17 protein-coding genes are annotated in these 21,980 nt (G+C 53.5%); 14 read left to right on the forward strand and 3 right to left on the reverse strand.

Annotated features, from left to right (window positions below; genetic code table 11):
- Nucleotides 1-88: 88 nt before the first annotated feature.
- Together J2X61_RS10080 and J2X61_RS10085 are read left to right on the forward strand one after the other, a co-directional pair.
- Complete coding sequence (locus tag J2X61_RS10080) at nt 89-1,258, forward strand: M20 family metallopeptidase (RefSeq protein WP_274471149.1); 1,170 nt, start codon at nt 89-91, stop codon at nt 1,256-1,258.
- Between the two features lie 62 nt (nt 1,259-1,320).
- On the forward strand, nt 1,321-1,761 hold the full coding sequence (locus J2X61_RS10085; RefSeq protein WP_274471150.1) for a CBS domain-containing protein: 441 nt from the start codon (nt 1,321-1,323) through the stop codon (nt 1,759-1,761).
- Between the two features lie 80 nt (nt 1,762-1,841).
- On the opposite strand, the gene J2X61_RS10090 is transcribed toward J2X61_RS10085, so the two are convergent.
- Nucleotides 1,842-3,932 carry an acyltransferase family protein gene (locus J2X61_RS10090; RefSeq protein WP_310187607.1) on the reverse strand — a complete coding sequence of 697 codons (2,091 nt, stop codon included), beginning with the start codon at nt 3,930-3,932 and terminating at the stop codon, nt 1,842-1,844.
- Nucleotides 3,933-4,335: 403 nt separating this feature from the next.
- On the opposite strand from J2X61_RS10090, the gene J2X61_RS10095 reads away from it, so the two are divergent.
- From J2X61_RS10095 to J2X61_RS10115, 5 genes are all read left to right on the forward strand, one after another.
- Entirely contained in the window at nt 4,336-5,496 is a 1,161-nt protein-coding gene (locus tag J2X61_RS10095; RefSeq protein ID WP_274471154.1) for a Gfo/Idh/MocA family protein, read from the forward strand.
- A 61-nt stretch (nt 5,497-5,557) separates the two neighbouring features.
- Complete coding sequence (locus tag J2X61_RS10100) at nt 5,558-6,631, forward strand: Gfo/Idh/MocA family protein (protein WP_274471156.1); 1,074 nt, start codon at nt 5,558-5,560, stop codon at nt 6,629-6,631.
- Nucleotides 6,632-6,757: 126 nt separating this feature from the next.
- Complete coding sequence (locus J2X61_RS10105) at nt 6,758-8,464, forward strand: DNA repair helicase XPB (RefSeq protein WP_274471158.1); 1,707 nt, start codon at nt 6,758-6,760, stop codon at nt 8,462-8,464.
- Nucleotides 8,454-10,481 (forward strand): helicase-associated domain-containing protein, encoded by a 2,028-nt coding sequence (locus tag J2X61_RS10110; RefSeq protein ID WP_310187609.1) that lies wholly within the window; start codon nt 8,454-8,456, stop codon nt 10,479-10,481. The genes J2X61_RS10105 and J2X61_RS10110 overlap by 11 nt, the downstream gene beginning before the upstream one ends.
- Before the next feature lie 103 nt (nt 10,482-10,584).
- Nucleotides 10,585-11,022, forward strand: a complete 438-nt coding sequence (locus J2X61_RS10115; protein WP_310187610.1) for a YlbF/YmcA family competence regulator — start codon at nt 10,585-10,587, stop codon at nt 11,020-11,022.
- Nucleotides 11,023-11,028: 6 nt separating this feature from the next.
- Here J2X61_RS10115 and J2X61_RS10120 read toward each other — a convergent pair whose 3' ends face one another.
- Nucleotides 11,029-12,033, reverse strand: coding sequence for an asparaginase (locus tag J2X61_RS10120; protein ID WP_310187612.1), 1,005 nt, complete (start codon nt 12,031-12,033; stop codon nt 11,029-11,031).
- Between the two features lie 50 nt (nt 12,034-12,083).
- Between J2X61_RS10120 and J2X61_RS10125 the strand changes: the two genes are divergently transcribed.
- From J2X61_RS10125 to galU, 5 genes are all read left to right on the forward strand, one after another.
- Nucleotides 12,084-12,347, forward strand: coding sequence for a YlbG family protein (locus tag J2X61_RS10125; RefSeq protein ID WP_274471661.1), 264 nt, complete (start codon nt 12,084-12,086; stop codon nt 12,345-12,347).
- A gap of 210 nt (nt 12,348-12,557) precedes the next feature.
- On the forward strand, nt 12,558-12,995 hold the full coding sequence (locus tag J2X61_RS10130; RefSeq protein ID WP_310187615.1) for a hypothetical protein: 438 nt from the start codon (nt 12,558-12,560) through the stop codon (nt 12,993-12,995).
- A gap of 114 nt (nt 12,996-13,109) precedes the next feature.
- Complete coding sequence (locus J2X61_RS10135) at nt 13,110-14,021, forward strand: selenium metabolism-associated LysR family transcriptional regulator (RefSeq protein WP_274471167.1); 912 nt, start codon at nt 13,110-13,112, stop codon at nt 14,019-14,021.
- Between the two features lie 26 nt (nt 14,022-14,047).
- Nucleotides 14,048-14,905, forward strand: coding sequence for a PHP domain-containing protein (locus J2X61_RS10140; protein ID WP_310187617.1), 858 nt, complete (start codon nt 14,048-14,050; stop codon nt 14,903-14,905).
- Complete coding sequence (gene galU / locus J2X61_RS10145; RefSeq protein ID WP_310187619.1) at nt 14,902-15,786, forward strand: UTP--glucose-1-phosphate uridylyltransferase GalU; 885 nt, start codon at nt 14,902-14,904, stop codon at nt 15,784-15,786. Before J2X61_RS10140 ends, galU begins: the two co-directional genes overlap by 4 nt.
- Nucleotides 15,787-15,830: 44 nt before the next feature.
- On the opposite strand, the gene J2X61_RS10150 is transcribed toward galU, so the two are convergent.
- Entirely contained in the window at nt 15,831-17,585 is a 1,755-nt protein-coding gene (locus tag J2X61_RS10150) for an Rqc2 family fibronectin-binding protein (RefSeq protein ID WP_310187621.1), read from the reverse strand.
- A 182-nt stretch (nt 17,586-17,767) separates the two neighbouring features.
- Between J2X61_RS10150 and J2X61_RS10155 the strand changes: the two genes are divergently transcribed.
- On the forward strand, nt 17,768-20,569 hold the full coding sequence (locus J2X61_RS10155) for a calcium-translocating P-type ATPase, SERCA-type (RefSeq protein WP_310187622.1): 2,802 nt from the start codon (nt 17,768-17,770) through the stop codon (nt 20,567-20,569).
- Nucleotides 20,570-21,056: 487 nt separating this feature from the next.
- Nucleotides 21,057-21,887, forward strand: a complete 831-nt coding sequence (gene dapF / locus J2X61_RS10160) for a diaminopimelate epimerase (protein ID WP_274471176.1) — start codon at nt 21,057-21,059, stop codon at nt 21,885-21,887.
- Nucleotides 21,888-21,980 lie beyond the last annotated feature (93 nt).

The raw sequence follows: 21,980 nt of genomic DNA on the forward strand, positions 1-21,980 counted from the left end.
CACTTTGGAGATGAAACGGCAGCATTAATTTGGTAGAATAGGTTCAATAACCAAAGCAAGAACCAACAACGGGCGGAGGATTTACCATATGAACGAAATTCAAACGGACTTGCAAGCCATTTATGAAGAGATGGTCGCCTGGAGGCGCTACTTGCACCAGAACCCCGAGCTCTCCTTTCACGAATACCGGACGGCTGAATTCGTCGCGAATCATTTGCGCAGTTGGAATATTGAAGTTCGCACGGGCGTAGGCGGCAACGGTGTCGTAGGGCTGCTGCGCGGCAGCGGTGACGGACCTACGGTTGCGCTCCGGGCCGACATGGACGCTCTGCCGATCCAGGATGAGAAGAATTGCGCCTATGCGTCCAAGACCGCAGGCATTATGCATGCTTGCGGGCATGACGCCCACACATCGACACTGCTGGGCATTGCCAAGGTGGCAAGCCGGCACCGGACCAAGCTGAAAGGGAATTTGGTGTTTCTCTTCCAACATGCCGAAGAAATCACTCCGGGCGGCGCGGATGCCATGATTCAGAACGGGGCTCTGGAAGGTGTCGACGCTGTGTTTGGCGTACACCTGTGGACGCCGTTCCCGGTTGGCCATGTGTATGGCAGACCAGGTCCTTTCATGGCCGCTCCGGACGAGTTCTCGATTCAGATCCAAGGTAAAGGCGGTCACGGCGGCTTGCCCCACCAAACCGTTGACAGCATTTATGTCGCTTCGCAATTGGTTGTCAATCTGCAGTCCATCGTGAGCAGGCAAGTAGATCCGATTGAGCCGTGCGTCGTAAGCGTCGGTTCCTTCCACGCAGGCTCCAGCTTTAATGTCATAGCAGAGACGAGCGTGTTGAACGGCACGGTCCGAACGTTCAACGCCGAATTGCGGCAGGATGTGAAGCAGCGGTTCGAACGCATTGTACAAGCTACATGCGAGATGTACGGGGCTTCGTACCAATTGGATTATAAGCTGGGCTATCCCACTGTCGTGAACGACGCCCATGAAGCCGAGCGCTTTTTCAAAGTAGGCACTGCCTTGTTCGGCGCGGAAGCAACCCATGAATCTCCGCTTATTATGGCCGGAGAGGACTTCGCTTATTATTTGCATCATCGTCCGGGCTGCTATATGTTCGTTGGCGCCGGCAATGAGGAAGCGGGTATTATTTATCCTCATCACCATCCCAAATTCGATATCGATGAACGTTCGATGTTGAATGCCGCGAGATTGCTGCTCGGTATGGCTTTGGATTATATGGAATGAATGCCGTCCCTCCAATGGAGAATGCTAACCCTGTAACACAACTTCAAGGAGGGATTATGGACATGGCAGGCAAAACGGTTAGAGACATCATGAGCAAAGATTGTGTGACTGTCACGCTGCAGGATAACGTCTACGAGATCGCGGTCAAAATGAAACAGCACGACATCGGCTTCGTGGCTGTGGTTGAGGGCAAGAAGCTCATCGGGGTTGTAACCGACCGTGACCTCGTCGTCCGCGGCTATGCGGAGAAGCACTCGGGTTCAACGGCAGTGGATCAGGTGATTACGAAGGACATTGCCACCATTGATCCGAACACTTCGATTGAAGAAGCGGCTAAAATCATGGCGAAAGAACAGATCCGTCGATTGCCGGTCGTTGAGAACGGCGAGCTCGTCGGCATTGTCGCAATCGGCGACTTGGCGGTGCGCGGCAGCTTTGAGGACGAAGCCGGGGAAGCCTTGAGTAAGATATCGTCGGACAGAACGCCGGTCGGCGTCAGCTAGGGTTCCGTACTAAGGAGCTCTTGAGCCAGCCTTATAGCAAACAGCCCGTTGACATGATCAACGGGCTGTTTTGACGTTCTCTACTTTTTGGACGAGACAGCATTCATAATAAGCTCGGAGTAAGCCTCGGCCCCCTTGGTTGTTAAATGAACGCCATCATTCGCAAACCATTCCGATTGCTTCTCACTGTAAGAATACCAATCAACGAGTTTGACATTCGGATATGTTTTGCTTGCTTCAACCAACATGTTGTTTACTGCACTTTGCCATTTGCGGGGAACGCGCGTATTGATCAGAATGATATTTCGCTTCTCTCCGATTGCCGCAATCAGTTGTTCCAACTGACTGGACGTAAAGGATCCGTTCGTTCCGAGGTGAATGACGACAACGCCGCCAAGTTTCTTATTGGTTTTGATTTCTTCAACCAAATCGGCAGCTTGAGACATTTGTCTGCCCAATTTCCCGTCTACGAATATCCCGGCAATCTTTTTTTCCAGTACGGTTGCAGCACCAAGCATAACCGAATCGCCGATCGCTGTCACAGTTGGATTTAGCGTTCCTAATTTGCTCTCCGATGATGTTTTCGATGTGGCTATTGTTTTCTCATTATTGGTGAGATTGACATCTTTTGAAGCACCACCACCTGGAGCATTCTCATTCTCGGACTCAGCCGGTTGTATTACCTTTGGATCAGCTGTCTGGACAGCACTTGTCGAATCCGGCGGCAGCGTAACACCCGGCGTAGACGTTGGGACGGGACTTGTCGAGGCGGCGGAACGCTTAGCTTCAGGGGGTGGTGTCGGACTTGGTGCATTCAAGTCAGGTTGTGCTATAGGATTATGGGTGGTAACTTTATTGGCGAAATGAGCCGTTTGTGAAATAGTAGCTTCGGGCGAACTAACGGCAGGGCTGATGTTCTCTGGCTTTTTGGCAGAGGCGAGCGTTGTCGTCTCGACGGAAATTGCCGATTCTTTGGATAGAGCGGCTTCCTCCGTTGTAAACCTCGTGTATGTAATGGAGGCGCAGATAAGCATGAGAACGAGTAGCGCTAATCTAGCCCAGGGATGTCGAAACCATTGGGTCCATATGCGCCAGTTCCCGCTTCTGAAAGGAGTTTCGATTAGCGAATAGGACATCGCAGCAAGCAAAATACTAAGCGTCAATTGTAGAAATTGGAGCGTATAGTTACTAGGCGTATTAGGATCAACAGGATTCGTTAAAAGAATCACCGGAAAGTGCCAAAGATAGATGGAATAAGACCGTCTGCCGATCCAGAGCAAAGGTCTGAATCTCAATATTTTGCTCACGACGCCAGTTGGCCGGGCTGCTGCCATAATGACGAAGGCAGATATAATTGAAATCAGCAGCATGCCGCCGTAGTATAGCGATCGATCATATTCTTCTACCCAAATAAACATATAAATGAGGGCCATCAGTCCAATTGTGCCAGTTAGGTCTATCCATATTTGATTCCGTTTCTTCAATGAAGCAATTCCAGCGCTTGGGAATAGGATGGCGAGAGACACACCGATCAAGAGACCGAATGCTCTTGTGTCTGTCCCCAAATATACCCGGCTGGGGTCAGTGCCCGGCTCGTAAATCAGGACCATCGCGATAAAAGAGAGAATAGCGCCAACCAACGTTATGGAAAGAAGCTTTCCGCGGGTTGGGTTAATCAGCTTGCTCAAGATGACGAGTAATAGAGGCCACACGAGATAGAATTGCTCTTCAATCGCAAGTGACCAAAGATGTCCTAACGGGGACGGGGGGCCAAAGCTTTCGAAATATGAAACTTGATGAAAAATGTTATACCAATTGCTTGTATAGGTTATTGCTGCACCGAATTCTCCTAGATGGGCCTGTAACCGATGAAAGTCCGTAATCCCAAGATAGATGGCGGCAGCGGCTATCATCGACAACATGGCTGGGAGCAATCGCCGGGTTCGGCGTATCCAAAACCGGCCTAAACGGATTCTTTTGTGCTTTCTACGCTCTTCCAACAACATATCCATGATCAGGTAGCCAGATAGCACAAAAAATACGCTTACCCCCAAGAAACCTCCTGATGCCCACTCCCAGTTCAGATGGTAGCCGATGACGGCAAGAACCGCCAGTGCTCTTATTCCATCCAATCCATGCATATAATACCTTTGCTTATTGCTTTCCTGCATACTTCTTAGCTCCCCCGGTTGGTCTGTTCGAATTTGAACACTTTTTTAGACGCACCTGTATCTTGAGCAGTTCAAAACCTTTTGTTGAATTTTGGCGAAGCTTATCGTATGCGTAAAGTTGGTCCGTCAAAGCCTTCCCAGCTTTGCAATAATTGACGTTCCTCAAGGGCATATTGAATATCAGAGTAAGGTTGGGGGCAGCACGATACTGCTGATCGAACGGCCAGCCTTGGGCGAGTAGAACGGGACCGGGAAGCCGGTCCTTTACTTCGCTCACAGTTTGGCAACTGTCAAACTTCGCAATAAGGTGGTCAATCTGCGACAAGATGCGCAGCATGAAATATGCTACATTGGTAACGTGTTCAATAATTGTGAATCTGACAAGAAAAAGGTGAGGTTACATATGGAGAAAGTTAGAATCGGTATTATCGGCTTGGGCAATATGGGAACCGGACATGCCAAATACTTGGTGAACAACGAAGTAAAAGGCGGCCAGTTAACGGCAATTTGTGAATTTCGGGCAGACCGTTTGGAATGGGCGAAAGAAAACCTGGGCGAAGGGATTCAGCTGTTCGACGATCTTGATGCCTTCTTGAATTCAGGTGTCATTGACGCCGTATTGATTGCGACTCCTCACTATGATCACCCTGAAGTAGCGATCAAAGCATTCAAGGCTGGGCTTCACGTATTGTGCGAGAAACCGGCAGGCGTATACACGAAGCAAGTTCGTCAAATGAATGAGGCTGGCAAAGCATCCGGCAAAGTATTCAGTATGATGTATAATCAGCGTACGAATCCTTTATATAAAAAGCTGAAAGATCTTGTGGAATCCGGAGAGCTCGGCGAAATCCGCAGAACCAACTGGATCATTACGAACTGGTACAGATCCCAAAGCTACTACGATTCCGGCGGCTGGCGCGCAACATGGGCAGGCGAAGGCGGCGGTGTTTTGATCAACCAGGACCCGCATCAGCTTGACTTGTGGCAGTGGACGATCGATATGATGCCTAAGCGCGTTCGCGCCTTCTGTTATTTCGGTAAACACCGCAATATCGAAGTGGAGAACGATGTAACGGCATTCGTCGAGTATGAGAATGGCGCCACAGGCCTGTTCGTAACTTCCACAGCGGAAGCTCCGGGAACGAACCGTTTCGAAATCTCGGGGGATCGCGGTAAAGTCGTCATCGAGGACGGCAAATTGACTTTCTGGCGCCTGCGCGTTTCCGAGACGGAGTTCAACGAAACGTTTAAAGGCGGATTCGGGCAACCGGAATGCTGGAAAATTGAAATCCCGGTCGAGGGCAAGGAAACCGGCCACATGGGAATTACGCAAAACTTCGTCGATGCGATTCTGCACGGCAAGCCGCTTGTTGCTCCAGGTGAAGAAGGGATCAAAGGATTGATGCTGTCCAATGCCATGTTGTTATCCACATGGACTGACAATTGGGTGGATCTGCCGATTGACGAGGATCTGTTCGAGCAGCATTTGCAGGATCAAATCAAAAATTCCAAAGTGAATAAAGAAAATACTTTCCAAACCTTCGATGTTTCGACTTCAAGATAAGACGCTATAACTAAATGGACCCTTGTAACTGGCATGGGCAGGATGATGGAGGAATTCGGAAATGCAAAAAAGCGATGGTATGAATTATGCGCCAAAAGGGAAGCCGAACATCGTGGTGCAAAAAGGGGAATTCGTTTTCGCGGCGATTGCTCTGGACCACGGGCACATCTACGGGATGTGCAACGGATTGCTGGAAGCCGGCGCGGAGCTGAAGTGGGTATACGACCAGGATCCGGCGAAGGTTGCGGCATTCCTTGCGAAATACCCGCAAGCGAAGGCGGCCTCTTCGGAACAAGAAATTTTCGATGATGCGGAAGTCAAACTTATCGCGGCAGCCGCTGTTCCTTCCGAACGCGCAGCGCTTGGCATCCGGGCCATGGAGCATGGGAAAGATTACTTTACCGATAAAACGCCTTTCACTTCCTTGGACCAGCTTGCCGCTGCCAAAGCGAAAGTAAAGGAGACAGGCCGTAAATACGCCGTCTATTTCAGTGAGCGTCTGCACGTGGAGAGCGCCGTGTTCGCGGGGCAGCTGATCGAGGAAGGCGCGATCGGCCGCGTCGTTCAAGTGATCGGACTTGGGCCGCATCGCTTGGGGGCGGCAGGACGTCCGGACTGGTTCTTCAAGAAAGAGAAATACGGCGGTATTCTCTGCGATATCGGTTCTCATCAGATTGAACAGTTTCTGTTCTATACGGGCTGCAAGGACGCTACCGTTATGAGCAGCAAGGTAGCGAATTACCATGCGAAGGATTATCCGGAGCTGGAAGATTTCGGTGACGCTACATTGGTCGGCGACAACGGAGCGACGAACTACTTCCGTGTGGACTGGTTGACACCGGACGGCTTGGGAACTTGGGGCGACGGCCGCACGTTGATTCTTGGAACCGAAGGCTATATCGAGCTTCGGAAGTACATCGACATCGCGCGCGACCCGCAAGGCGACCAGCTGTATCTGGTGAATCAGCAGGGCGAGAAGCATTACAGCCTTCACGGGCAAGTGGGCTTCCCTTTCTTCGGCCAATTGATTCTGGATTGCATCAACCGGACGGAGAACGCCATGACGCAAGAGCATGCGTTCAAAGCGGCAGAACTGTGCCTGCTTGCTCAAGAAAAAGCAGTGCGCGTAGAATAATATTCGGGCAGTCCGGCGGTTATCGCCGGGCTGCCCGTTTTGCATTTCGCCCAAGGCATAACCGATTGATGCAGGTTTAAATACAGGCCTTTCCTTTCATACTAGTGTAAAGGAGGTGGCACGCCAATGAATATGGACCCAACCCGTCCGCTGATCGTTCAGAGCGATTCGTCGATACTGCTTGAAACGCATCATCCTGAATTTGAGTCCGTTCGCGGGATGTTATCCCGGTTCGCGGACCTGGTCAAAAGTCCGGAACACCTGCATACATACCGGATCACGCCGCTATCCCTATGGAATGCGGCTGCGGCCGGCATGCCGGTCGAGCAAATGACGGCATGTCTGCAGACCCATGCGAAATTCGGTGTTCCTCCATCCGTACTAGGCGGGATTCGCAAATACGCCGGGCGGTATGGGATGTTGAGTATGCGGAACGTCGGCGACGAACTGCATCTGGTTAGCGACGATACGGTTGTGCTGAATGAGATTCGGGCCTACGATTCCCTGAAAAAATATTTGACGGACACCCGCGGCGAGCGGGCTATTGCCATTTCACCGGCTAAGCGCGGATTGCTGAAGCAGGAGTTGACCAAGCTCGGTTATCCCGTTGAAGATTTGGCCGCTTACCGGAGCGGCGAGTTTCTGCCGATCCGCCTCCGGGATGAAGAAGCGGTGGATGAACCGTTTCAGCTGCGGGACTACCAGAAGAGCGCTGTGGATGCGTTTCACCGCATCGGGAACGGAGGCAGCGGAGTGCTGGTGCTTCCTTGCGGAGCCGGTAAGACGGTGATCGGCATCGCCGCGATGGCCAAGTGCAGCTGCGCCACCTTGATCCTGACATCCAATGTCACATCAGTAAAGCAGTGGAAGCGGGAAATTTTGAGTAAAACAGGGCTTGGCGAAGACCAAGTCGGCGAATATAGCGGCACGACCAAGGAGGTACGGCCCATCACGATAGCGACTTATCAGATCTTGACGCACCGCGGGAAGAAAGAAGACGAATTCGCGCATATGCGGCTGTTCAGTGAAAGAGAGTGGGGCCTCATCATTTATGATGAGGTGCATCTGCTCCCCGCTCCCGTCTTCCGGGCTACCGCCGACATTCAAGCGACCCGCAGGCTTGGCTTGACTGCGACCTTAATTCGCGAGGACGGCCGGGAGGACGACGTATTTTCACTGGTCGGACCGAAGAAATTCGATATGGCTTGGAAGGAGCTCGAGTCGCAGGGTTGGATCGCCAAGGTAACTTGCCAGGAAATACGGGTTCCGCTGTCGGAGAGCGATCGCGACCTGTACGGAGCTTCCGGGGCGAGGCAGCAGTTCCGCATTGCCGGAGAGAACGAAGGCAAGCTGGAAGTGATCGATCACCTGCGGCGCCTGCATGCGGGGGAACAGACGTTAATTATCGGCCAATATATCGACCAATTGGAGCGGATTGCTGCGCATACCGGGGCGCCGATGATCAGCGGCGGCATGCCGTACGAGCAGCGCGAAGAGCTGTATGCACAGTTCAAGAAGGGGCAGCTGCCGCTTCTCATCGTCTCTAAGGTGGCCAACTTCGCTGTCGATTTACCGGATGCCGCGGTGGCCATACAGGTGTCGGGCAGCTATGGCTCGCGCCAGGAAGAAGCACAGCGGTTAGGGCGCATTCTGCGTCCGAAAAGCAGCGGTGCCAATAGCGCCGTCTTTTATACGATCATTACGGAGGATACGAAGGAGCAGGATTTTGCCATGAAGCGGCAGTTGTTTCTGGTTGAACAAGGCTACGCATACCGGATCACACATTGGTGTTCGAACGACGCGGAGCGGGAGGGTGACTTGAATGAGGTATGAACAAATATGGGCGAAGATGCCGGAAAGCATGAAGCAGCAAATTTCGAGCCAGCCTTGGTGCGCCGCTTTCACCAAAGATGGTGTTCAGCTGGACGATTTGTTGACGGACCGCAGCTATTTGATTCATCTGCTTGCCCAGCTCTCCCAGAATGAGAGAAATACGCTCCGCCTGATCTTGTCTGTCTTCGGCTGTGAATCGTTCACGGCCGATGCGCTCGAGAGGCAGGCGAGCCTTCAGATGGCCGGCGCACAGGCGGCCGTCGGCTTGGTCGGTTTGCGAAGAGCCGGCGTCATTGCCGCATTTCGCAAATCGTGGGGGGAACAGCTGTATGCGCTGCCGGAGGATGCTTTCGACGTCTGGCAGGGGCTGTTATTTCCTTCCGTGAAGCTTCGCTCCAGGGATGAACGAGACGCTGGCGAGCTGGAGGAGCTGCTTGGCGGTGTTCATCTAACGCCTGCCGCCGATGATGAGCAGGAGAGAGCCGGTGCCGGCGCCGGCGCTCACCCGAGAGGGCTTGCGCAGCTCTTGTTCCATTTCCTCGTCGCCTGCTCGCAGCAGCCGTCTTTGCCGTTAACGAACAAGGGGACGCTCCATAAGAAGCAGCTGCTGAAGCTGACGGGGCATTTGAACCTCCCGCGGGACCTGCTGCGCAGCGCAGGAATCGCGTATGCGTTCAGAGACCAGTATGATGACGGGACGGCGCTTATGCTGGAGCTCGCGATCCGGATGGGCTTCTTAACAGGGAGCGGAGAGCGGCTCTATCTCCATGAAGAGGCGGTCAAGGCATGGCTTCGGCAAGATTACGCTACGCAGCAAAGCGATCTCTACACCATCTGGTGCCAGCTGCTCCTTCCGGCGCCGGTCTGGCTGCAGCATGCCATCGCTTGGGCGGAGAAAGCGGAGGGCGGCGCTTGGTATGAAGCGGACAGCATCGTTCGCTCGGTTGGGGAGTGCTGTTCCCGGAAAGAAGGGACGAACGCATATCCGTCTATTTATCAAGCGGTAATGATAACATACTTAGCGCCTTTATCCATTTTCCGGTTTCTTGAGCTTGCAAAGGACCGGGAGGAGAAGGTGTGGTTCCGATGGCTCATTACGCCGCGGAATGCCGGGAAGACTTCGATTGCTCAAGAGAAGCCCGGAGCCTCGTCGATTTATGTACAACCGGATTACGAAGTGCTGCTTCCGCCGGACGTACCGTTAAGCTTGGAGTGGGAGATCGCAGCGTTCGCCGATTTGAAGATGTCCGAGCAGATGCGTACGTACCGCATTTCCAAAGAAAGCTTTTACCGCGCCTGGGAAAACGGACGAAACACGGAAGAGATCATCCGATTGCTGCAGGAGCATGTGTATTACGATGTCCCCGAACCCGTGATTCTTACGCTGCGGCAATGGGGGGAACAGGCGGGCAAAGTGCGGATGGAAGATGTGACGCTGCTGCGCTGCAGGTCTGCGGATATTGCAGACGCGCTGCTCCGGAACGAGAAGTGTCGGCCGTTCTTAGGTGAACGCATCGGCGCAGCGGAATTCATCGTCCCGAAAGATCGGCTTGCCCAGCTCTCCAAGCATTTGGAACATATGGGCTACCATCCGAACGGCAGCCGCAGAAACAAAGAGGAGGAGTCGTCCGCCGCGGCCGGTCCTGCCTTGGCCTTGCAAACGCCGGGAATATGCTATACCCGAGACACGCTGCAGCTGTATGAGCTGGAGACGGAATTGCCGGAGCGCAGCGATGTGTATCCCGATATGGGATCGATCCCGGGTGCCTGGCTTCATGATTTCAGAGCGTACCACGGCTCTACGCGCAAAGAAATGATCCGCAAGGCGATCGAATGGAAGAGCTGTCTGCAGCTGAACAAGGAAGGCGAGAGCCGCCTTATCATTCCGCGCGGCCTTCGGGAGGAACGGTCGGGCTGGGTTCTGGACGGCTTGGAGGACTACCAAGAGATCTCCTTATCCGGCGAAGACTGGCAGGAAATGAAGCTGATTTTACCCGGGATTAACGATGAGGCGTAGCGGAAAGAGAAAAGGAAGAAACTCTCGAGGAACTGTGGTATAGTAGAGATGTTAGACGCACTCTTAGAGAGAAAGGATGTTGGACATAGGTATGTTACAGACAATGGATGCAGAAACAATCGATATGTCGGCCGTTCTTATGCAGGCCTATGACATGGGAGACATGATTAATTCCTCTGCTGAAGTGGCAGATTATTTATATTGGAAGAACGTTGTGGATAACAGCGCGGAAGTGAAACAGTTGAAGGCGGTCTTTGCCAGAAAGAAAGAAGCTTTCGAGGAATGCGAGCGCTTCGGGCATTATCACCCAAGCTATCACGAGGCGTTGGCTGCCGTGAACGAAATTCAGGACAAGCTGCATGCGGTTGAGGCCGTACGCAGATTCAAGGAAGCGGAGGAGCGGCTGGACGATCTCTTGTTCACCGTGTCGACGACGATCGCGCACGCCGTATCCGAGACGATCAAAGTGCCGAGCAATAACCCGCTTCCCACCGGAAAAGGCTGCTCGTCCGGCGGAAGCTGCAGCGGGAATTGCGGTTAATCGCCGCTATAACTGGAAATCGGGGCGGATGATTCCGACCTCGGTTCCTTGCCAGTTATGCACGGTTGGTGTGTGAAAGGAAGCCAGCAGGGCGGTTTCGGCGGCTGACAGCAGGTCCAACTGCTTCAGCGCTTCCACGACTGCGGGGTACAGCGCACGTTGGTTGCCGTCTTCGATCTTCAGCACGAAGCCTAAGTTCATCGCTGGAACGGTCAATGCGAATATGCCTTCGGCGCCCATTTTGCCGATGATCCGGCCATTCGTGACCTCGATTAATCGCGTGTCGAAGCGATCGCTTCCTGCGAGGAATTGAGGGTATTGGCGCACCGCGGCGACGATTCTCCGGCAAGCGTTTGCACGCGCTTCGGGCAGCGCTTCCGGGCTTCCGAGCCGGGCGTAAGCCAACGCGAGACGATCGATCTCCATGCCGAATACCGGCACGCCGCATCCGTCGACTCCGAGCTCCATGTCCGCTTTCGGGACGCCCGACATGGCGCAGACAGCCTCCAGCATGAGCTGCTGCACGGGATGGTGAATGCTCATGTATGTCTCCGGCTGTGCGCCCAGATGGGCGCACAGCGCCAGCATACCGGAGTGCTTGCCGGAGCAGTTGTTGTGCAGCGTCGTCGGGGCTTCGCCCCGCTCGCGCATCGCCTGGGCGGTAGGCGCGTGATAAGGCTCATGCGCACCGCACTGCAGGTGCGCATGGTGAAACCCGAGCTTGCCCAGAATGCCTTGGGCAGCGCTCACATGCTCGGCTTCCCCGTTGTGGGAAGCGCAGCATAACGCAATTTCGGCATCCCCGAGGCCGTAATGGTCCGCTGCGCCGGACTCGATGACCGGCAGCGCTTGAATCGGCTTCGCCGTCGAACGGGCGAAGGTTAGCAGCTTCGGGTCGCCTGCTGCGTGCAGCAGCGAGCCTCCGGTATTTACGACCGCGAGATGAACGCGGTGAATGCTTTCGGTAATGTTTCCGCGGAATACGCGGACGATGGTGTCAGAAGGCTTCATGCAGAGAGATCACTCCATACTAGGATTATTGAAAAGAGGTAGCAAGCATGATGATGATTGAGCGTAGCGGGTTAATCGTTTGGGTCAGCGACACGAAAGCCGCCAGAAACTTGGAGCGGTTCGGTTCTCTTCACTACATATCCAAGAAAATGAATTATGCAGTTCTTTATATACATGCCAGCAAAGTGGAAGAAACGACCCGCAGCTTGATGAAGCTTCCCTACGTGAAGAAAGTGGAGAAGTCGTACCGCAATGAAATCAAAACGGAATACAGTAGCAATATACCGGACAAAACTAGATTTTACACCCTTTGAGGCTGTAGTGCAAAACAAAGCTTCGCAAGAAGCTTTTTTTATTTTTTGAATTTTTAGAAAATAAGCATCTTTTTACGATCTCACAAATATTTATTAATAATTTTATATATTCTTCCAAAGGAAAAAAAGTTATAATCAAGTAAACTATAACTTACATACAGGTAGGGAATAGGTACACGGTCTCATTTTAGTAGGAGAGGGGTTGTGATCATGAAAGACAAGGTAATGGGGAGATGGAGTACTTATGAACCATTCTACGTACAGCTGGGCGATAAGAAAGTAGCGGATGTCGTGATCACGAATCATGCGAAGCTGAGATGGAGCGATCGTGTTTCCAGCGAAAACAATTCACTCGAGGAAATCTGTGCTTTTCTGTGGGAAAAGCTTAAAAACGGTAGCATCGTCCCCTATTATCGCAACGAGGAAGACGTCTATCTAATTGATGACGATTTGGTCGTCGTAGCCGAGTTTGCTCACTTGGAACATGAGACGGATCTGGTGGGCAATCCGCTGCATAAGATGATCATCGTCACTTTCCTCGGGAGAATGTCAGAGACGATGGAACTTCGCGATCTGAAATCGTATTATTCCTGGCTCAGACATTCGCGGCGGATGACGCTCATCAAGAACAGCCGCAAGCGTCGCTAAACCGGATAAGGGTATGGGAAGAGCGTGTCGACCTACGGCATGCTCTTTTTTAATGGCCGAATGGACTGTCTGCGTCCAATTTCATATAATGGAAGCAAAGAGAGGCGGGTATACATGGCACTTAATTTTCATCAACTCCACATTTTTTATACCGTTGCGGAGAAAGGCAGCTTCTCTCACGCAGCAGGAGCCCTTCATATGACGCAGCCTGCGGTCACGATGCAGGTCCAGTCCCTGGAGGATTATTTCGGTGTGAAGCTGTTTCACCGCAGCACCAAGAAGATCGAGCTGTCCGAAGCGGGACGGGCACTCTTGCCGTTCGCCAAGAACAGCATAGAGCTTATTCGGGAAACGGATGTCGCGATGTCCAAGTTTACCAAAATGATCGAAGGCCGGCTGCAGCTTGGGGCCAGTCTGACGATGGGCGAATACATTTTGCCCCGCCTTCTGGGGCCCTTCAGCAAGGACTATCCGAATATCTCCGTATCCATGAAGGTGATGAACACGACGCAAATTCTCGATGAGGTTCTTGGCCATCAGCTGAACTTCGGGCTTGTCGAGGCGCCGATTCACCATCCGGATGTTCATACGGAAGCGATTCTGAGCGATGAACTGAAGCTGATCGTTCCCGCGAATCACCCGTTAGCCGATCTGGACGTCGTCTCGTTGGACGAAGTGTTGAAATATCCTTTCGTGCTTCGCGAGCAGGGCTCGGGGACAAGACGAGTCATGGAAGAAGAGTTTGCCCGCTGCAATATGGACTGCTCCTCGATGAAGATCGTGATGGAGCTCGGTTCCACAGGGGCGATCAAATCGGCCGTTGAAGCGGGGCTCGGCATCTCGATCCTGTCGCAATCATCGGTTAAACACGAAGTGACTTTAGGACTGTTTAAAGTGAAGACGATCGAGAACATCAGATTCGAGCGCAGCTTCTATGCCATCTATTTGAATTCTACGCTGCTGCCGATCTCGGCGGTAAGTTTTATGACCTTTTTGCGGCAAGAGGATTTGGGCCGTTTTCTTTAATATGAGGTGAAGAAGGGGGAACAAGCATGGCAGTCAGAATGGAAGCGGACTTGCATACGCATACGACGGCTTCGGACGGGACGCAGCGTCCTGCTGCTAACGTCCGGATGGCTTACGAGGCGGGTCTGGGAGCAATTGCGATAACCGATCACGACACGGTCTCCGGGGTAGCGGAGGCGCTGGCGGAAGGCTTGAAGCTCGGGATCGAAGTCGTGCCCGGGGTTGAGATATCGACGGTTGGGGGCGGTCAGGACATCCATGTGCTGGGGTACTACATTCGCATCGATGACGAGCTGTTTCTTCAGCGGCTGGAATCGCTGCGGGATACGAGAAACACGCGCAACGAAATGATCATTGAGCGCCTGCGGCAGCTGGGGATAGAGATCACGATGGAGGAAGTGCTGAAGGAGGTTGCCAATGTCAAGAGCAAAGGCGACACCGTAGGACGACCGCATATCGCTTCGGTGCTCCTGAACAAAGGGTACGTAGCTTCGATCAGTGAGGCATTCGACAAGTATTTGGCGACGGGGGCGGCTGCTTATGCCAATCCGCCGCGGATTAAGCCGGAAACGGCCATTCAGTGGATTCATGACGCAGGAGGCAAGGCGGTTCTGGCCCATCCCGGCATTTATCACAACGATGCGCTCGTAGAGGAGATCGCCGGACAAGGCTTGGACGGCATTGAGGTGTATCATTCCGACCATACGCCGGACGATGAGGCCAGGTACCTGTTGCTAGCTGAGCGCTCCGGCCTTCTCATCACGGCCGGCTCGGATTTCCACGGCGAACGGGGCGGAGTTGTCTTCCACGCGCCGATTGGCGCTAGGCGAATCGGGACCGATGTCTTGGCTGCCCTGAAGAAAGAGGAGGAGCAGCGCCCTTGAGACACATTCGCAAAGCAATTATTCCGGCTGCCGGGCTAGGTACACGGTTCCTGCCGGCTACGAAAGCGCAGCCCAAAGAAATGCTGCCCATCGTCGATAAACCGGCGATTCAATATATCGTCGAAGAAGCCATCGAATCCGGTATTGAGGATATCATCATTGTCACGGGCCGCAACAAACGGGCGATCGAAGATCATTTCGACAAATCCGTTGAGCTGGAGATGATGCTCGAGGAGAAAGGCAGCACGCAGCTGCTCGAAATCGTGCAGTCGGTCTCGAATTTGGCCGACGTGCATTACATTCGGCAGAAGCAGCCCTTAGGGCTGGGTCACGCCATCCTGTGCGCCCGCAAATTTATCGGCGATGAGCCGTTCGCGGTGCTGCTCGGGGACGACATTCTGCAATCGTCCCCGCCGGGACTGCGGCAGATGATGGACATCTACGAACAGACCGAATCGTCCGTTATCGCCGTGCAGGAAGTCCCGTGGGAGGACGTCAGCAAGTACGGGATCGTCTCACCGGCTACGAGCCGCGGCAGCTACCGCTTGATTGAAGATCTGGTGGAGAAGCCCGACCGCGATCAAGCGCCTTCGAACTTGGCCGTTATCGGACGCTACATCATCATGCCGGAGATTTTCGGCATTTTGGAACGTCAGGAGCCCGGCCGCGGCGGCGAAATCCAGTTGACGGACGCGCTTCGCGTACTGAACCGGGAGCAGCAAATGGCCGCCTATCTGATGCAGGCGAACCGTTACGATGTCGGCGATAAGCTGGGCTACATCGAAGCGACGATCGAGCTCGCCTTGCAGCGTCCCGATTTGCAGCACCAAGTGAAAGAGTACTTGTTAGCGCTAGTTCGCAAGCTGGAAGCGGGCGAATGAAAGAAGAACCTGGTCCCCCTATGGAGGGGGCCAGGTTCTTTGGTTTATTTGATCGTTACTTTCATCTGTTTGATTTCGTGCTCGTCCGGCGTCACGAACAACGTCTTCTGATTGACATAAATCACGAAGCCGGGCTTGGAGCCGTTCGGTTTATGGACGTGCTTAATCGCGGTGTAATCGACGGGCACTTGACTGGAATGCTTCGCCTGACTGAAGTACGCGGCCAATTGGGCGGCTTCGAGCAGTGTGGTCTCGGTGTAGCCGTCGCCCCGAATCACGACATGGGAGCCGGGAATATCTTTCGTATGCAGCCAGGTGTCGGAGGCGGAGGCGAGCCGGTTCGTCAAGTATTCGTTTTGCGTATTATTTTTGCCGACATAGATCGGAATTTGTTCGCTGGACATATAACAGGCTAGCAATGGCTTATCTTTTTTCTTCTTCTTGCGCTGTTTCTTGTTACGGTCGCGGATGTAGCCCTGTTCCATAAGCTCGTCGCGGATCTCTTCGATATCGGGCAACGAGGCGACGCTCAGCTGCTGCAGGAGGGCGTTCAAATAAGCGATTTCCTGATGCGTCTGCGCGATCTGCTCTTCGACGATGGCCGTGCTGTTTTTCATTTTCGTATACTTTTTGAAATAGCGCTGCGCATTCTCCGAAGGATTCAGGAGAGGGTCCAGCGCGATGGTGATCGGAGCCTGCTCTTCATCGTAGTAATTGATCGTTTGGATTTCGCGGTCGCCTTTTTTGATAGCATGGAGGGAGGCTGTCAGCAGTTCGCCGAGAATCCGGTATTTATCGGCATCTTTGGATTCGCGGGCGGTTTCTTCCAGCTTCTCCAGTTTCTTGATATTTTTGTTAAGCTCGTTCTGCAGGAAACGGAGCAAATCCGCCACCCGCTGCTTGACGGTGTCTCTCTCGGCCTTATCGCCATAGAACATCTCCAGACAGGCGCTCGGCGTCGGGTACGAGGTCGTCTGACCCTTCATGTGGGTGAGCGGCGTCATGGCAAAAAATAATTTGCCCGTCCCATCCTGCTCGATAATAACGGGCTCGTACCGATGGAGGCGGATCGCCGTCATGACGCCTTCGAAAGCACCCCACAAAGCTTGCAGATCCGCATCGTGTCCGGCTGCTTCCAGGCGGCTCCGGTGGACGATTTCCTTGGCGATGAGGGGGCTTAGTCCGCTGAAGGCTGCGACAAGCTTCTGCTCGGGCTTCTCCGCCGGGACATCGCCGGATTCGTTCTCCATCGCCGCCCGGAACGCCATTTCGTCCGCTTCCAGCGGATTTTGCTTGTCTTGCGCAGGCGGCGCGACATATTTACTTCCCGGCATTACAATCCGGTACGAGGAAATCGCCGGGGTTACATGATGAATCCCGTCCAGAATCGTATCCGTCGCCGGATCGAGCAGAATGATATTGCTGTGTCTACCCATAATTTCCACAATAATCTGCTTGAGGCTCATATCGCCCAATTCATCGCGATGGCGAATATGCAAGCGAATCATCCGCTCCATGCCGATTTGCTCTACGGCTTCGATCACCCCGTTCTCACAGTGCTTGCGAAGCAGCATGCAGAACATGGGGGCGTCGAGCGGGTTGAGCGAGGCTTGCTCGGTGAGCTGCACGCGGGGATACGTAGGATTCGCAGAGAGCAGCAGCTTAACATTTTGCCCTTGTGCGCGGATTTGAAAAATAACGTCATTCTCGCTTGGTTGATGAATTTTATTAATGCGGCCTCCCACGCACGCTTGCAATTCATGAACGACAGCATGCAGGACCAGTCCGTCTAAAGCCATGATTATGACAACTCCATTCTAGGTTGAAAACTTTGCTAATCTCTATGATGCCATACTTTTCATAAAAACTTAAGCGTTAGTCGGCGGGAAAGATGATTTCAGGGATATTTTCCGGCTTGTCTGAATACATTTACGTATGAGTGGGAGGTAAGATCAAGTGGAAGCGGGAGGGAGAAGGGCGGATGAGTCAGAAGAAGTGGTACCAGTTGTCATCGGAAGAAGTCTTGCAGCAACAGCAGGTGGACATGCAGCAAGGATTGCCCTGGGAAGAAGCCTGGAAGCGGCAGGGAGAAGCAGGTCGCAATGAACTAACGGAAGGGAATCGCGTTTCTCCGATTACACTGCTATTAAATCAATTTAAGGATTTCATGGTGCTGGTCTTGTTGGGGGCTACCCTCATTTCCGGCTTGCTGGGCGAATATTTAGATGCGATTACGATTGTGATCATCATCTTGATGAACGGCATCCTCGGTTTTACCCAGGAATTCCGCGCCGAGCGCTCTCTGCGCGCGCTGAAGGAGCTGTCGGCCCCGAATGCGAACGTATGGAGAGAGGGGGCCATTCATCAAATACCTGCCCGCGATTTGGTGCCGGGCGACATTATTGCACTGGAGAGCGGCGACCGCGTGCCGGCCGATGTCCGCTTCCTCGAAACCAATGGCCTCTATGTGGAAGAGTCCGCCTTGACGGGCGAGTCCGTACCTGTCGGCAAGCTAACGTCGGTCATTCCGCATGACGAGGTGCCGCTCGGGGATCAGCGCAATATCGGCTTCATGGGCACGATGGTTTCGCAAGGGACGGCCAAAGCCGTCGTCGTACGGATCGGGATGGACACCGAGATGGGCAAAATCGCCGATTTGATTCAAAATACGGAATCGATGGAAACGCCGCTGCAGCACCGTTTGGAGCAGCTTGGGAAGATTTTGATTATCGTCGCTATCGCCTTGACCGTTCTCGTCGTCGTCGCCGGCATTATGCATGGACAACCGCCTTATGCGATGTTCCTCGCCGGTGTCAGCCTGGCCGTCGCAGCGATTCCCGAAGGCCTGCCGGCCATCGTGACGATCGCGCTTGCGCTCGGTGTGCAGCGAATGATCAAACGCAAGGCAATCGTCAGGAAGCTGCCTTCTGTCGAGACGTTAGGCTGCGCCTCGGTCATATGCTCGGACAAGACAGGCACGCTCACGCAAAACAAAATGACCGTAACCCACCTCTGGGTCGGCGGCGACGTGCTCGAAGTGACGGGGGACGGCTATGTCCCGGTCGGGGATATCCAGATCGGCGGACAAAGCACGGATCCGCTCAAAAACCCTTCACTAACGAGACTGCTGCAAGTGTCGGTGCTGTGCAATAACGCAACGCTGTACGAGGAAATACAGGAAACGAAACGGAAGAAGGGCAAAGAAGCCAAGGACAGCGCCGCTTCCGTCTGGAACATTAAAGGGGATCCGACCGAGGGAGCTCTGGTCGTGCTCAGTGCGAAGAGCGGGATTACGCATGAGTCGCTGAGTGATAAATACAAGCGAATCGCGGAATTTCCATTTGACTCCGATCGCAAGCGGATGTCCGTGCTCGTGGCCACGGAGAACGGGCGCATGGCCTGCACGAAGGGAGCCCCGGACGTGCTGCTGGAGCACTGCAGCTATATTCTCTGGGACGGCAAGGTGATTCCGTTCACATCAACGTTGAAGCAGAAGGTGCTGGCGGCCAACGAAGGAATGGCCAGATCCGCGCTTCGGGTGCTCGGTATCGCTTATAAGGAGCTGAAAAGCACCGACCGGTACGAAGGCCATGAAGATGTGGAAACGGGGCTAATCTTCATCGGGTTGACCGGCATGATCGATCCGCCTCGCAAAGAAGTGCGCGAAGCTATTACGAAATGCCGCAAAGCAGGCATCAAAACCGTCATGATCACGGGCGACCATCAGACGACCGCGGAAGCGATCGCCAAGCAGCTTGGCATGATTCCCGGCACGGGGGCGAGCCTCAGCGGGCAGCAGCTCGGCGCGATGTCGGACGAGGAGCTCGATGCCAAGGTTAACGATACGTACGTCTATGCCCGTGTGTCACCGGAACATAAGCTGCGCATTGTCAAGGCGCTTCAGCGCAAGGGACATGTCGTTGCGATGACGGGCGACGGGGTGAACGATGCCCCTGCGATTAAAGCGGCGGATATCGGCATCGCCATGGGCATTACGGGGACCGACGTCTCCAAGGAGGCTTCATCGTTGATTCTTAGCGATGACAATTTCTCCACGATCGTTGCGGCGATCGAAGAGGGCCGGGGAATTTATGAGAACATCCGCAAATTCATCCGTTATTTGCTGGCTTCCAATGTCGGGGAGATTATGACGATGTTTATCGCGATGATGGCGGGACTGCCGCTGCCGCTTGTGCCGATCCAGATCCTGTGGGTCAACCTGGTCACCGACGGTCTGCCTGCCATGGCGCTCGGTGTAGATCAGGCGGAGAAGGATTTGATGCAGCATAAGCCGCGTTCGGCCAAAGAGAACATTTTCGCAAGACGGCTCGGCTGGAAAATCATCTCCCGGGGCATTCTCATCGGCGTGTGCACGTTGGCCGCGTTCTGGCTCGTCCTGCGCAACGATCCGTCGGATGCCGCTACCTTGCTTAAGGCGCAGAGCGTAGCGTTCGCTACACTCGTTATGGCACAGCTCATCCACGTGTTCGACTGCCGCAGCTCGCGTTCGATCTTCCACCGCAATCCGCTGCAAAACAAATACCTTGTTCTAGCGGTGCTGTCCTCGCTCGTGCTGATGCTGGCCGTTATGTACGTGGAAGCTCTGCAGCCGATCTTCAAGACAGTTCCTCTCGGCTGGAAGGATTGGATTCTCGTGCTCGTCGCAGCGGGCATCCCGACCTTCTTCATGGGGCTGGGCTCTGTGCTCTCGCCGAAGCGTACGAAAGGTTCAGGTTCAGGGGCCCGTCCTGTTTCTTATTCATCGAAAGCCAGTTTCAGATAAGTTTGGAGCATAGGGCTGTCCTTACAGGTCTGTTCGACCTGGGGACGGCCTTTTGTTCTGTTTGGGGAAATGGAGTATGCTATTTAGCCTTGATTCAGTTACTTTGGGGGTTGGAGGGAAATAGGATACGCTATTTTGCCGAATTTAGACAGAATAAAAGCAGCGTAGGAGGAATAAAGCACTGTATTTCCGTTTGGGTTCTGAATTGGACTCATTTAGCTTAAATAGCGCACCTCATTTCCGCTTCATGTTTTGCAATTGCTCGATGGACCGGAGCAGCTGTTTGCGGCTTGTTTCTATAAGCACTCTCCCATTGGTTCAGGAAATGCTGCAGGCCAAATGAGTGGGTTCGTTAAGGGCCTCGGCGGCAGCCTCCAAATAAGGCGATAATCGGTGATCGACGCAAAGAACAGGCGAAAGGGCTATGCATTCGCGCATTTTTACGCTATGATAATGGCTAAAACACACATTTGGAGTGCTGAAAACAATGAAATTTACGAAATTGCATGGTCTAGGCAACGATTTTATTGTGATTGCCGGCGAACAAGAGCTGCCGGCCGGTGTGGATCAGCTTGCGATCCGGCTGTGCAATCGCTTTTTCGGCATCGGCGCCGACGGCTTAGTATATATTCTTCCATCCGAGCAAGCCGATTTCAAAATGCGCATCATTAACTCCGACGGGTCCGAGGCTGAGCAGTGCGGCAATGCGATCCGCTGCGTATCCAAATATGTCTACGATCACAAGCTGACAGATCAGACCGAAATTACCGTCGAGACGCTCGGTGCCGGCGTGCAGAAAGTGCAGCTGAACGTGCAGGACGGCAAAGTCGCCACGGTGCGTGTCGATATGGGGCAGCCCATTTTACGCGGTCTCGAGGTTCCTACGACGATAGACGAAGATCAAGTAATCAACCATCCGATCGAAGTGGATGGGCAAGAGTTCCGCTTCACGGCCGTTTCCATGGGGAACCCGCACTGCGTCATTTATGTGGACGATGCCGTCAATTTCGATTTGGCGGTATGGGGACCGAAGCTGGAAGTGCATCCGATGTTTCCGCGCAAAATCAATGTGGAGTTCGCCACGGTGAACGGCCGCACGCATACCGATATGCGCGTGTGGGAGCGGGGGGCGGGTCCGACGCTGGCTTGCGGAACAGGCGCTTGCGCTACGCTCGTATCCTCCGTCTTGAACGGGCTTACCGACCGTCAGGCGACGGTTTCGCTGAAGGGCGGGGATCTGTTCATCGAATGGAACGAACAAGATAACCACGTCTATATGACGGGGCCGGCGGAAGAAGTGTATCAGGGGACATTTTAATAGAGTCTATCAAAATTTTTGATAAACGGTTTCTTAATATCTCCCTTCATTTGTGATACAGTATAACTACATTTTGGAGTAAACGGGGAGATA

Source organism: Bacillus sp. 3255 (assembly GCF_031456485.1).
Classification (GTDB): Bacteria; Bacillota; Bacilli; order Paenibacillales; family NBRC-103111; genus Paenibacillus_E.

Coding starts and splice junctions, on each gene's coding strand:
- J2X61_RS10135 (WP_274471167.1), top strand. CDS start 13,110: ATGGCACTTAATTTTCATCAACTCCACATTTTTTATACCGTTGCGGAG.
- J2X61_RS10130 (WP_310187615.1), top strand. CDS start 12,558: ATGAAAGACAAGGTAATGGGGAGATGGAGTACTTATGAACCATTCTAC.
- J2X61_RS10155 (WP_310187622.1), top strand. CDS start 17,768: ATGAGTCAGAAGAAGTGGTACCAGTTGTCATCGGAAGAAGTCTTGCAG.
- J2X61_RS10100 (WP_274471156.1), top strand. CDS start 5,558: ATGCAAAAAAGCGATGGTATGAATTATGCGCCAAAAGGGAAGCCGAAC.
- J2X61_RS10085 (WP_274471150.1), top strand. CDS start 1,321: ATGGCAGGCAAAACGGTTAGAGACATCATGAGCAAAGATTGTGTGACT.
- J2X61_RS10140 (WP_310187617.1), top strand. CDS start 14,048: ATGGCAGTCAGAATGGAAGCGGACTTGCATACGCATACGACGGCTTCG.
- J2X61_RS10095 (WP_274471154.1), top strand. CDS start 4,336: ATGGAGAAAGTTAGAATCGGTATTATCGGCTTGGGCAATATGGGAACC.
- J2X61_RS10105 (WP_274471158.1), top strand. CDS start 6,758: ATGAATATGGACCCAACCCGTCCGCTGATCGTTCAGAGCGATTCGTCG.
- dapF (WP_274471176.1), top strand. CDS start 21,057: ATGAAATTTACGAAATTGCATGGTCTAGGCAACGATTTTATTGTGATT.
- J2X61_RS10080 (WP_274471149.1), top strand. CDS start 89: ATGAACGAAATTCAAACGGACTTGCAAGCCATTTATGAAGAGATGGTC.
- J2X61_RS10120 (WP_310187612.1), bottom strand. CDS start 12,033: ATGAAGCCTTCTGACACCATCGTCCGCGTATTCCGCGGAAACATTACC.
- J2X61_RS10125 (WP_274471661.1), top strand. CDS start 12,084: ATGATGATTGAGCGTAGCGGGTTAATCGTTTGGGTCAGCGACACGAAA.
- J2X61_RS10110 (WP_310187609.1), top strand. CDS start 8,454: ATGAGGTATGAACAAATATGGGCGAAGATGCCGGAAAGCATGAAGCAG.
- J2X61_RS10090 (WP_310187607.1), bottom strand. CDS start 3,932: ATGCAGGAAAGCAATAAGCAAAGGTATTATATGCATGGATTGGATGGA.
- J2X61_RS10115 (WP_310187610.1), top strand. CDS start 10,585: ATGGATGCAGAAACAATCGATATGTCGGCCGTTCTTATGCAGGCCTAT.
- J2X61_RS10150 (WP_310187621.1), bottom strand. CDS start 17,585: ATGGCTTTAGACGGACTGGTCCTGCATGCTGTCGTTCATGAATTGCAA.